At 30.3% G+C, this 12,685-nt stretch carries 12 protein-coding genes; all 12 read left to right on the top strand.

Annotation, left to right across the window (positions count from 1 at the left end; translation table 11 throughout):
- Nucleotides 1–26 precede the first annotated feature (26 nt).
- Nucleotides 27–1,538: a succinyl-CoA:acetate CoA-transferase ScpC gene (gene scpC / locus K0040_RS09015; RefSeq protein ID WP_228108566.1), complete on the top strand. Its 1,512-nt coding sequence runs from the start codon at nt 27–29 to the stop codon at nt 1,536–1,538.
- Between the two features lie 131 nt (nt 1,539–1,669).
- Nucleotides 1,670–3,334 (top strand): acyl-CoA mutase large subunit family protein, encoded by a 1,665-nt coding sequence (locus K0040_RS09010; protein WP_228108565.1) that lies wholly within the window; start codon nt 1,670–1,672, stop codon nt 3,332–3,334.
- A 42-nt stretch (nt 3,335–3,376) separates the two neighbouring features.
- Entirely contained in the window at nt 3,377–3,787 is a 411-nt protein-coding gene (locus tag K0040_RS09005) for a cobalamin B12-binding domain-containing protein (protein ID WP_074919361.1), read from the top strand.
- A gap of 11 nt (nt 3,788–3,798) precedes the next feature.
- Nucleotides 3,799–4,734, top strand: a complete 936-nt coding sequence (meaB, locus tag K0040_RS09000; protein WP_228108564.1) for a methylmalonyl Co-A mutase-associated GTPase MeaB — start codon at nt 3,799–3,801, stop codon at nt 4,732–4,734.
- Between the two features lie 13 nt (nt 4,735–4,747).
- Nucleotides 4,748–5,158, top strand: a complete 411-nt coding sequence (mce, locus tag K0040_RS08995) for a methylmalonyl-CoA epimerase (RefSeq protein ID WP_228108563.1) — start codon at nt 4,748–4,750, stop codon at nt 5,156–5,158.
- A 17-nt stretch (nt 5,159–5,175) separates the two neighbouring features.
- Nucleotides 5,176–6,723: a methylmalonyl-CoA decarboxylase subunit alpha gene (mmdA, locus tag K0040_RS08990; protein ID WP_228108562.1), complete on the top strand. Its 1,548-nt coding sequence runs from the start codon at nt 5,176–5,178 to the stop codon at nt 6,721–6,723.
- A gap of 14 nt (nt 6,724–6,737) precedes the next feature.
- A complete protein-coding gene (locus K0040_RS08985) occupies nt 6,738–7,112 on the top strand; it encodes an OadG family transporter subunit (RefSeq protein ID WP_228108561.1) in 375 nt (124 codons plus the stop codon).
- 18 nt (nt 7,113–7,130) lie between these two features.
- Nucleotides 7,131–7,514: a biotin/lipoyl-containing protein gene (locus K0040_RS08980; RefSeq protein ID WP_265588842.1), complete on the top strand. Its 384-nt coding sequence runs from the start codon at nt 7,131–7,133 to the stop codon at nt 7,512–7,514.
- A 63-nt stretch (nt 7,515–7,577) separates the two neighbouring features.
- On the top strand, nt 7,578–8,744 hold the full coding sequence (locus K0040_RS08975; RefSeq protein WP_265588844.1) for a sodium ion-translocating decarboxylase subunit beta: 1,167 nt from the start codon (nt 7,578–7,580) through the stop codon (nt 8,742–8,744).
- Between the two features lie 185 nt (nt 8,745–8,929).
- Nucleotides 8,930–9,703 carry an ABC transporter ATP-binding protein gene (locus K0040_RS08970; protein WP_228108559.1) on the top strand — a complete coding sequence of 258 codons (774 nt, stop codon included), beginning with the start codon at nt 8,930–8,932 and terminating at the stop codon, nt 9,701–9,703.
- 9 nt (nt 9,704–9,712) lie between these two features.
- On the top strand, nt 9,713–11,338 hold the full coding sequence (locus K0040_RS08965) for an ABC transporter permease (protein ID WP_228108558.1): 1,626 nt from the start codon (nt 9,713–9,715) through the stop codon (nt 11,336–11,338).
- Between the two features lie 119 nt (nt 11,339–11,457).
- Nucleotides 11,458–12,585, top strand: a complete 1,128-nt coding sequence (locus K0040_RS08960) for a DUF3810 domain-containing protein (protein WP_331476292.1) — start codon at nt 11,458–11,460, stop codon at nt 12,583–12,585.
- Nucleotides 12,586–12,685 lie beyond the last annotated feature (100 nt).

Genomic DNA, 12,685 nt, shown 5'->3' with positions numbered 1-12,685 from the left:
TATAAATAATATTTAGGGGGGGACTTATGGAAAGATTAAGATGTGAAAAATTAAAAGATAAAGTAATGACTCAAAAAGAAGCGGCAATGTTATTTAAAGATAATATGATTGTTGGAACTAGTGGATTTACTCCTGCTGGATATCCAAAGGCAATTCCACTTGAAATTGCAAAAAGAGCAGATGAGGGAGAAAAAATAGGTTTAACAATAATAACTGGAGCATCAGTTGGACCAGAACTGGATGAAGCTTTAACAAAATCAAAAGTAGTAAAAAGAAGATATCCATACCAAACTACTGGAGCAATGAGAAATGCAATAAATGATGACAGCGTTCAATATTGTGATATGCATTTAAGTCATACACCACAATATGTTAAGTATGGATTTTTAGGAAAAATGGATATAGCTTTAATAGAGGCCGTTAGTATTACTGAGGAAGGTTATATAATACCATCTACATCGATTGGAAATTCAAATGTGTTTGCTGAAGTAGCAGATAAAGTAATAATAGAGATTAATATTTCTCAACCAATTGAATTGGAAGGAATACACGATGTTTATGATTTGAAAAATCCTCCAGAAAGAGAACCAATACCTTTGATTCATCCAGAAGATAGAATTGGTAAACCTTATATAAAATGCGATTTAGATAAAATTGCAGCAATAGTTTTTACTGATTTGAAAGATAAAACTAGGGTAGTATCGCCTGTTGACGAAACTTCAAATAAAATGGCTCAAAATATGATTGCTTTTTTAGAAAATGAAGTAAAAGAAAATAGATTACCAAAGAATTTACTTCCTTTGCAATCTGGGGTTGGAAGTGTTGCTAATGCTGTTTTGGCTGGATTAGAAAATTCTAATTTTAAAGACTTAGTAGTTTATTCAGAAGTAATACAAGACTCAGTAATTGACTTAATTAAATCAGGAAAGGTCAAATTTGCCTCAGGAACATCACTTACAATATCACCAGATAGATTAGATAACTTTTATGAACACTTTAATGAATATAAAAATCAAATAATTCTTAGACCTCAAGAAATAAGCAATAGTCCAGAAGTGGCAAGAAGATTAGGAATTATAGCTATAAATACAGCTATAGAAGTTGATATATATGGAAATGTAAATTCTACAAATATTATGGGAAGTAGAATGATGAATGGTATAGGAGGTTCTGGTGACTTTGCTAGAAATGGATATTTAACTATATTTACTACTGAATCCATAGCAAAAGGAGGAGATATTTCAAGTATAGTTCCAATGGTAAGTCATCATGATCATACAGAACATGATGTGATGGTTATAGTTACAGAGCAAGGAGTAGCTGATTTAAGAGGCCTATCACCAAAAGAAAGAGCAAAATGTATAATTGAAAATTGTGCACATCCAGATTATAAAGATGCTTTATGGGATTACTTTAATAAAGCCCAAGAAGGTAAATTCAAACACACACCTCATATATTAGAAGAAGCACTTTCTTGGCATGAAAGATTTTTAAAAACAGGCACTATGAAAAAAGTTGCCTTGGAGGAAGCAGATTAAAACAGAAGGATATTATAGTATAAATGAGAATAAAACTCTTTATCTTATAATAATGATAATTGAAAGATAACTTAGATAGAAATATTAAACTATATCAAATAAATGAAGATTAGGAAATAGGGGGAAGTTCTATGGAAAATAAAAATATTAAGGAATCCTTTGCAAAATGGGAAGAAGGGAAAGTCAAAAAAAGTTTAGCTAGATTCCCGGAAAGAAAAGAAGAATTTAAATTTGATACAGGAGAAGCAGTACAAAGATTATATTCTCCTATTGATGTGGAAGTAGATTATGAAAAAGATTTAGGATATCCAGGACAATTTCCATATACAAGAGGTGTTCAACCAACTATGTATAGAGGAAAGTTATGGACAATGAGAATGTATGCAGGCTTTGCAACAGCGGAAGAATCTAATAAAAGATATAAATTTTTAATAGATCAAGGATCTATGGGATTATCTGTTGCATTTGATTTACCAACTCAAATGGGATATGACTCAGATGATGCAATAGCAGAAGGAGAAGTGGGAAAAGTTGGAGTTGCTATAGATTCTTTGGCAGATATGGAAATATTATTTGATGGGATACCACTAGATAAAGTATCAACATCTATGACTATAAATGCACCAGCTTCTGTTTTATTGGCTATGTATATAGCAGTTGCTAAAAAACAAGGTGTATCACCAGATAAATTAAGAGGAACAATTCAAAATGACATATTAAAAGAATATGTAGCTAGGGGAACATATATATTTCCAGTTAAACCATCAATGAGACTTATAACAGACATATTTGATTACTGTTCAAAAAATGTACCAAAATGGAATACAATAAGTATTTCAGGCTATCACATAAGAGAAGCTGGAGCTAATGCAGTAGAAGAAGTGGCATTTACTTTGGCTGATGGTATTGCATATGTAAATGCAGCCCTTGAATCAGGACTTCATATTGATGATTTTGCACCAAGGTTATCCTTCTTCTTTAATTCACATAACAACCTATTTGAAGAAGTTGCCAAGTTTAGAGCAGCAAGAAGAATATGGGCTAATATAATGAAAAATAGATTCAAGGCTGAAAATCCAAAATCTTGGGCACTTAAATTCCATACTCAAACAGCTGGTTGTACTTTAACAGCTCAACAACCAGAAAATAATATAGTAAGAGTTGCAATACAAACTTTAGCAGCTGTACTTGGTGGAACACAATCTCTTCATACTAATTCTAAAGATGAAGCTTTAGCACTACCTACAGAAGACTCTGTTAGAGTAGCTCTTAGAACTCAACAAATAGTTGGATATGAAAGTGGAGCAGCTGATACTATAGATCCCCTTGCAGGATCATATTACGTTGAAAGTTTGACAAATAAGATAGAAGAAGAAGCAATAGAGTTAATAGAAAAAATAGATGAATTAGGTGGAGCACCATCAGCAATAGAAAAGGGATTTATACAACAGGAAATAATGGATAGTGCTTATAAATATCAAAAAGAAATAGAAAAAAATGAAAAGATAATAGTAGGAGTAAATAAATTTCAAGTAGAAGAAGAACCTCCAAAAGGTCTATTGAGAGTTGATCCTAAAGTAGGTGTAAGACAAAAAGGAAAAATAGAAGCTCTTAAAGAAAAAAGAGACAATAAAAAAGTAAAAGAAAGTTTAGAAAAATTAAGAAAAGCATGCGATGGAAATGGAAATGTAATGCCATTTATATTAGATGCAGTAGAAAGTTATGCTACATTGGGAGAAATATGTGGGGTTATGAGAGACGAATTTGGTGAATATAAACAAACTGTAATGATATAAAAATTAAAGAAATTAAAATAGATGTTTTGAGGGGGAAATATAATGAAACCTATTAGAGTATTAGTTGCAAAGCCAGGACTTGATGGTCATGATAGAGGTGCCAAAGTTATAGCTAGAGCACTTAGAGATGCAGGAATGGAAGTTATATATACAGGTCTTAGACAAACGCCAGAACAAATAGTCCAGGCGGCAATACAAGAAGATGTTGATGTAGTAGCTATGAGTATATTATCTGGAGCTCACAATCATTTGCTACCAAAAGTTGTTGATTTATTAAAAGACGAAGGCGCTTATGATGAAATACTGGTTATAGGCGGAGGTGTTATACCAGAAGAAGATATACCATATTTAAAAGAAAAAGGAGTAGAGGAAATATTTACTCCTGGAACTCCAACATCTGTAACTATTAATTTTATAAAAGAAAACTTAAAGAAATTAGCACTAAATGATTAGGAGAGAATGTTATGGAAAATCTTATAGAGGAACTTCTTAAAGGCAATAAAAGAGCATGTGCAAGGCTTATTACTATGATTGAAAATGAAGTTGATGGATATGAAGATTTCCTAAAACAAATATATAAACATACTGGGAAGGCTTATGTTATTGGTGTAACAGGTCCTCCCGGTGCAGGGAAATCTACATTTACTGATAAGATAGTTAAACTACTAAGAGAAAAAGATAAAAAAGTTGGTGTAATTGCCATAGATCCAACAAGTCCATTTACTAAAGGTGCCATACTTGGGGACAGAATCAGAATGAATGACTTAAATACTGATAAAGGAGTATTTATACGTTCAATGGGGACAAGAGGAAGTTTAGGAGGGTTATCAAATGCAACTCAAGCAGCTATAAAAGTACTTGATGCATATGGATGTGATTATATATTTATAGAAACTGTAGGTGTTGGTCAGTCTGAAGTTGATATAGTCAAAACGGCAGATACTACTATAATGGTTATGGTTCCAGGTCTTGGTGATGATATACAAGCTATAAAAGCTGGGGTAATGGAAATTGCAGATGTATTTATAGTTAATAAAGCTGACAAAGATGGAGCAAAAAAAACATCCATAGAAATTGAAATGATGCTTGATTTTAAACATGATTGGGATTTTAGGCCTCCAGTAAGCTTAGTTATATCAGAAAATGGAGAAGGTGTAGAAACTGCATTTGAAAATATAATTAAACATAGAAAATATCTTTATGATAGCAAAGAAATATATAATAGAAGGTTGATTCGAAATAAATTAGAAGTTAAAGAAATTGTTCATAGAAGAATTGAGAAAAAAGTTAATGAAATGGAGTCAACTAAAGACGTAGATACATTGTTAGCTAAGACAATAACAAAAGAAGCAGATCCATATACAATTGGGGAGAAAATTTTTGAAAGTATTATAAAATAAGGGGGATTAAAAAATGAATGTAAAAAATGTTGACCATATTGGTATAGCTGTAGTTAATTTAGAGGAAGCTTTGAAATTCTTTGAAGATGTACTTGGGTTAGAGTGTCAAGGAACTGAGATTGTTGAAGATCAACAAGTAAAAGTTGGATTTTTACCAATAGGTGAAGCAGAGTTAGAGTTCTTAGAATCTACAACTGACGATGGTCCTATAGCTAAATTTATTCAAAAAAATGGTGGAAGAGGCGGAATACAGCATGTGGCTTTAAGAGTGGATAATATAGAAGAAGCTATAGCAGAAATTAAGGAAAAAGGATATCGAATGATTGATGAAAAGCCAAGATATGGTGCAGGAAATGCTAGTATAGCATTTTGCCATCCGAAAAGTACAAGTGGAATGTTATTAGAACTAAGTGAAAGAAAATAAGTCTTGGAGGGATACAGATGTCTGCTGAAAAATTAAACTTGCTTAAGAAAACTAGAGAAACTATAGAACTTGGTGGTGGAGAAAAAAGAATCGAAAAACAACATAAATCAGGTAAATTAACAGCAAGAGAAAGATTAAATTTATTATTCGATGAAAATACTTTTGTTGAAGTTGATGCTTTTGTAAAACATAGATGTACAAATTTTGGAATGGAAAAACAAAGTGCACCTGGTGAAGGCGTAGTATGTGGCTATGGAAAAGTTAATGGAAGATTAGTTTATGCATATGCTCAAGATTTTACAGTTCTTGGTGGTTCATTAGGAGAAATGCATGCTAAAAAAATAGTAAAAGTAATGGAATTAGCAATAAAAATGGGAGCTCCAGTAATAGGTCTTAATGATTCAGGTGGAGCAAGAATACAAGAAGCAGTAGATGCCCTTGCAGGATATGGTGGAATATTCCTTAAAAATACAATTGCCTCAGGAGTTATTCCTCAGATATCTGCAATAATGGGACCTTGTGCGGGTGGAGCAGTTTATTCACCAGCTCTTACAGATTTTATATATATGGTAGATCAAACAAGTCAAATGTTTATAACAGGCCCACAAGTTATAAAAACAGTTACAGGAGAAGAAGTAAGTGCAGAAGAATTAGGTGGAGCGTCAACTCATAATACAACTTCAGGTGTTGCTCATTTTATAGCTCAAAATGATGAAGATTGTATAAATCAAATCAAAACCTTATTAAGTTTCTTGCCGTCTAATAATACTGAAAAGACACCTTTAGTTGAAACAAATGACTCGCCAAATGTAATACTAGATAAATTAAATACTATAATTCCTGACGGTTCAAACAAAGCTTACGATATGAAAGATATTATATATGAAATAATTGATGAAGGCTATTTTTACGAAGTTCAACCTTTTTTTGCAAGAAATATAATAACTGGATTTGCAAGAATAAATGGTGAAAGTATAGGTATAATTGCAAATCAGCCAAATATTATGGCTGGGAGCTTAGATATAAATGCATCAGACAAAGCAGCAAGATTCATAAGAACTTGTGACGCTTTTAATATTCCAATCATTAGTTTAGTAGATGTACCAGGCTTTTTACCGGGTAGCGAACAAGAATACGGAGGAATAATTAGACATGGAGCTAAGATGCTTTATGCATATAGTGAAGCAACAGTTCCAAAAATTACATTGATAACAAGAAAAGCTTATGGAGGATCTTATTTAGCAATGTGCTCTAAGGACTTAGGAGCAGACATAGTATTAGCATGGCCAACTGCAGAAGTTGCAGTTATGGGACCAAGTGGTGCAGCCAATATAGTATTTAAAAAAGAGATAAAAGATGCACAAGATCCAGCAAAAATTAGAGCACAAAAAATTGAAGAATACACAAATGAATTTGCAACACCATATAAAGCTGCTGAGAGAGGTTATATAGATGATGTTATAGAGCCAGAAGTTAGTAGAATCAGAATAGCTGATGCCCTAGATATGTTGGCATCAAAGAGAGAAAGCAGACCATTTAAGAAACATGGAAATATACCTCTATAGGAAGGTGATAAATAATGAATATAAGTCAATTACTAGAGGCATTGAAAGTAGATGCTGCTTCAATGCCAATGGGTGAACGCCTTTTAGGCGGGTGTGTAACAGCATTATTATCTATGGTAGTAGTATTTATAGTATTGGTTTTAATAGCGTTAATTATAAGAGTAGTAAATGTAGCGCCAAATGATAAAAAAGATAAATTGGCAGAAATAAAATTTAATGAAAATCAAGAAGAACTAGAAGAGTCAATTACAGAAAATAATGATGATTTAATTGCCATAATAACTGCGGCAATTGTTGCTTCTGGGAATAAAAATATAGTTGTAAAAAGAATAAATAGAACAAATAACATTCAAAGTAACTGGGAAAAAACACATAATATTGAGGTATAAAATAGGGGGGTACTTATAATGATAAAAAATTACAATATAGTGGTAAATGGAAATGCTTATGAAGTTCAAGTTGAGGAATTAGGGACAAGTGGGGAGAGTGTTGCAAGACCACAATCGCAAGTGGCTCCTCAACCAGCTACAAAAAAAGCGGCAACTCCAAAGAAAGTTGCATCAGCTTCTGCAGTAGGAAGTGGTAGTGTATTGGCACCAATGCCAGGAACAATAAGTAAAGTTAATGTAAGTGAAGGTCAAAGCGTTTCTAAAGGTGATATTTTATTAATACTAGAAGCTATGAAGATGGAAAATGAAATACTGGCACCATCTGATGGTACAGTAAAAGAAGTAAAAGCTAGCAAAGGTTCTTCTGTTAACTCAGGAGATCTATTAGTTACAATAGGATAATTTAAATATATATAGAAGGGGGAAAAACCCGTGGGAGAGGTTATAATAGATTTTATACAAACAATGGGGATTGTCAATATAACTTGGCAACAAATAGTAATGATAGTGGTATCCTGTATATTACTATACTTAGCCATAGCTAAAGGATTTGAACCGTTATTATTAATTCCAATAGCATTTGGGATGTTACTATCAAACCTTCCATTATCAGGAGTTATGAATGAAGCAGTTTCTAAAATACAGCTTATATCACCACAAGGAGTAGACGCATTAAAGGAAGGTACATCGGCATATATAAATACAGAAACAACAGGTGGATTATTAAAATATCTATTTTTAGGTGATGAACTAGGGATATTTCCACCATTAATTTTCTTAGGAGTAGGAGCAATGACAGATTTTGCTCCACTAATTGCAAATCCTAAGAGTATATTATTAGGCGCGGCTGCACAATTTGGTATATTTACAACTTTTTTAGGTGCTTTAGTATTAGGATTTGGAGCACAAGCGGCAGCATCAATAGGTATAATAGGGGGGGCAGATGGACCAACTGCAATATATTTAACTACTAAATTAGCTCCACACTTATTAGCACCAATAGCTGTTGCAGCATACTCTTATATGGCGTTAGTTCCAATAATTCAACCTCCAATAATGAGAGCTTTAACTACTAAAGAAGAAAGATGTATAGTTATGACTCAATCTAAACAAGTTTCGAAAAAAGCAAAAATAATATTTCCAATAGCAGTTACAATTGTTGTATCATTATTGCTACCATCAGCTGCCACATTAATAGGTATGCTTATGTTTGGTAATTTACTTAAAGAATCTGGTGCTACAGATAGATTATCTGATACAGCATCAAATGCATTAATGAATATAGTTACAATATTCTTAGGAGTATCAGTGGGAGCATCTGCAGAAGCAAGTATCTTCTTAAGTACTCAAACCCTTATGATATTTGGACTTGGTGTATTGGCATTTGGTATAGGAACAGCAACAGGTGTATTATTTGCTAAATTAATGAACTTAATATGTAAGGAAAAAGTAAATCCATTAATTGGTTCAGCAGGCGTATCAGCGGTGCCAATGGCAGCTAGAGTATCTCAAAAAGTTGCTCAAGAAGAATGCCCAGGAAACTTTATATTAATGCATGCTATGGGACCAAATGTTGCAGGAGTTATAGGTTCAGCAGTAGCAGCAGGTATTTTACTTAGTCTGTTTGGATAAGAATAAAGATTAAAAAAGTATCTTACAATTACGTAAGATACTTTTTTAATTTTTATATATTATAGACTAGGTTTAATAAGTCTTATAAAATAATTAGTAATTACAAAACATGGATATTTATTAGTTTATAATTTTTATAATTTTATAAAAATTTTGAATCTATACATAAAAAAGGGGATTGAGATATGTATGAAATAATATTAGAACTAAGAAATTTAAAGAAGCAATTTGGAGGAAAAGAAGTATTAAAAGGTGTTGACCTTCAAGTAAAGAGAGGAGAAATTATTGGATATATAGGGGCTAATGGTGCAGGTAAGAGTACAACTGTGAAAATTATGCTGGGAATTGTAGATGGATATGAAGGAGATGTAATAATATTTGATAAAAATATTAAAAACACAAAAGGCGAGTATAAAAAGAAGATAGGATATGTACCAGAAGTATCAGATGTATACGAAAGTTTAACTGCAATGGAATATTTAAATTTTATAGGTCAATTGTATGATTTAGGCCTGGATACATCAACAATAAAAGCAAAAGAACTTATGAGTTTATTTGGAATAGAAGATTATTTGAACACAAGGATTTCAACATTTTCCAAAGGTATGAGACAAAAATTAATACTTATTTCTAGTATTATTCATAATCCAGAGATATTATTTTTAGATGAACCATTAAGTGGGCTAGATGCTAATTCTGTAATGATTGTTAAGGAACTTCTTGAAATCTTCGCAAAGGAAGGAAAAACTATTTTTTATTCATCTCATATTATGGATGTGGTAGAGAAAATAAGTCATAGAATTGTTCTTCTTAATAATGGAAAAATAGTTGCTGATGGAAGTTTTAAAGAACTTAAAGAAAACTCTCATGAAGGATCATTGGAAGAAATATTTAATGAAATGACTGGATTTAACAATCACAAAGAAATTGCAGATAAAATTGCAATGGCAATTAAGTAGGTGAATAATATGAAAGAATATAAATTTTTAAATATTTTAGATAAGTTTAAAGGCATATATACTAAAATGGGTGTAGATTATGAAAGCATGAGACTAATTTTAAGTATGAAATTGACTCTTGATAGTAGAAGAACATCTACAGTAATGCAAAACTCTAATAGTGGTGGTGATAAAGAGGACAAAAACTCATTTAATAAAGCGTTAATCATGTATGCAATTATGGGAATTTTCATTGGAATAATAACAATGTTTACGTTTAATATTATGTATACGTATACTATAGTTTTTGGTATGTTTATGTTTTTTATATTAACAATTTTCATATCAGATTTTTCAAGTGTTCTCTTGGATGTAAGAGACAAGAATATAATAGGGACTAAAGGTGTCGACAATAAGACAATTAACGCAGCTAAGTTAACTCATATATGCTATTATATTTTTCTGACTTCATTAGCATTGTCTTGGCTTGCGATTATAGGTTCATTTAAATCAGGTATTTTAATAGGCGTTATTTTCATATTAGAATTAATTGTAATAGATATATTTATGGTTGTAATAACAGCCCTATTATATCTTCTGATTTTAAAATTTTTTGACGGGGAAAAAGTTAAAGACATAATAAACTTTGTTCAAATAGGATTAACAATAATAATGACCATAAGTTATCAATTTTTAGGTAGAATGTTTGATATAGTAGATATAAATATAGTATACAAAAGTAACATATGGAATTTGATTTTACCGCCAATGTGGTTTGCATCACCTTTACATGCAATTGATGGTGGGAAAATTAACGAAATAATAATTATTTTAATTGTATTAGCTTTAATTGTACCGGTTATAGCTATTAGTTTATATATAAAAAATACATCTAAATTTGAAGATTCTCTTTCAAAATTAAATATTGTAAAAGATAGTGAAAAAGAAAAGAAACACGGACTATTTTATAGAATTGGAAAATGGACATGCAGAAATAATGAAGAAAAAGCAGTTTATGATCTTTCTTCTTCTATAATAAAAAGAGAAAGGGAATTTAAACTTATGACATATCCTAGCTTAGGTTTTAATATTGTATTTCCATTATTATTTATATTTATGTATTCAATGGACTCCATAAATGAAATAAAAAATATATCTTTACATATGTCATTAAATATTTATTGGTTTATTTTTATGGTTCCAACCTTATTAATGACATTACAATATTCTAATGATTATAAAGCAGCGTGGATTTATGAAACAGCTTATATAAGTGATAAGTCAAATGTATATAAAGGTGCATATAAAGCGTTATTAGCCAATATATTATTGCCATTATATTTATTCGAAAGCATTATTTTCATAGTTATTTTTGGGATTAAAGTATTGCCAATTTTAATTACTGCCTTTGTGTTTTTATTAGTTTTCATAGTTATTGAACACATGTTAGGAAAAAATACTTTACCTTTTACACTAAAATTTGGAGACGTAAATAAAAGTCAAAACTTACTCAATACTTTATTAGGAATGGTTATTTTATGTGTAGGAGCAGGAATAAATTATTTGACATTATCTAATGTATATGCCTTAGTAGCATATAGCACAATTTTAATGGTTGTTGCATTTATTCTGTGGAGTAAATGTATTAAAGCTTAGAATTTGTATAAATAAAGAAGTAAGGAATTAGTATTTTACTACTTTCTATTGCTTCTTTATTTTTTTACAAAAACATGAAAAATAAACTTATAATATAGTTATTAGGAATAAAGGTGGTGATGGTAATAAAAAAGTTCAGAATTATATCTATTTCTCTGTTAATACTAGGAATATTACTTAATGTAATTACAAAAAAGATGCCCAATTTAGTGGACAAATATTATTCTAATGGAATTAACATGTACTCTGCAAAATTCATGAGTAAAATTTTTAGTATTTTTCCTTTTTCGTTATTTGAAATTCTAATTTATATTGTAGTATTATTTATTCTAATATTTTTGATTTACTCAATTTATTTTATACTTAAAAATCCTAAAAGTACTTTTGTTTACTTAAAAAATTCAATATTAAATATAATATCCATAGTAGGTATAGTTTATTTTCTTTTCCTTGTATTGTGGGGAATAAATTACAATCGTATGGATTTGAAAGATTCTTTAATTGCGGATTATAATATAAGTCACAATGAAAATATTAAAGATGTTAATTATGATGAAGATGATTTAGTAAGTCTATATAGCTTTTTAGTTGAAAAATGTAATTATACTAGACAGAAAGTTTTTGAAGATAATAAAAATGTAATGAAATGTAATACAAATCGCAAAGAAGTTTTGAAAAGAGCTAATAATGGATATGAAAATGTTAATATCTTAAATTTAAATAAAAGGGGAAGTTATGCCCATGCAAAACCAATAATGAACTCAAATTTATTATGTTATACGGGAATAACAGGAATTTACTCACCTTTTACAGGAGAAGCAAATGTAAATATTGCTGCACCAGATATTTATATCCCCTTTACCACATTACATGAAATGGCTCATCAAAGGGGATATGGAAGTGAAGATGAGTGCAACTTTTTAGCTTATATAGCCTGTATAAATAATGAGGAGTTTGATTTTCAATATTCAGGATATATATTAGCTCTCAAATACACGGCATCAGCTCTTGCAAAAGTAGATTATGATAAATTTAAAGAGTTAAGTAGAAATTTATCTAAATCAGTAAAAAATGACCTAAATAATAGTAGTGAATTTTGGAGTAAATATGAAGGAAAAGTAAATGAAGTATCAGACAAAATGAATAATAATTATTTAAAAGCTAATGGAGTAAAAGAAGGAACAGATAGTTATGGTAAAGTAGTAAATTTATTTTTAATATACTACAGTTTATATGGATTTGATTAAAAATAGATATAGATTAGTTAATAAAAAATTAATATTTCACCATCATATGTTATATTTGATTATGTTTTAAAACAGGTTAATAAACAAAGTAATTAAATAA

Origin of the sequence: Terrisporobacter petrolearius, from assembly GCF_020748185.1 — a bacterium.
In the GTDB taxonomy this organism is placed as follows: domain Bacteria; phylum Bacillota; class Clostridia; order Peptostreptococcales; family Peptostreptococcaceae; genus Terrisporobacter; species Terrisporobacter petrolearius.
The sequence above is the reverse complement of the archived record's forward strand: the minus strand, read 5'-3'. Positions and strand labels throughout refer to the sequence as shown.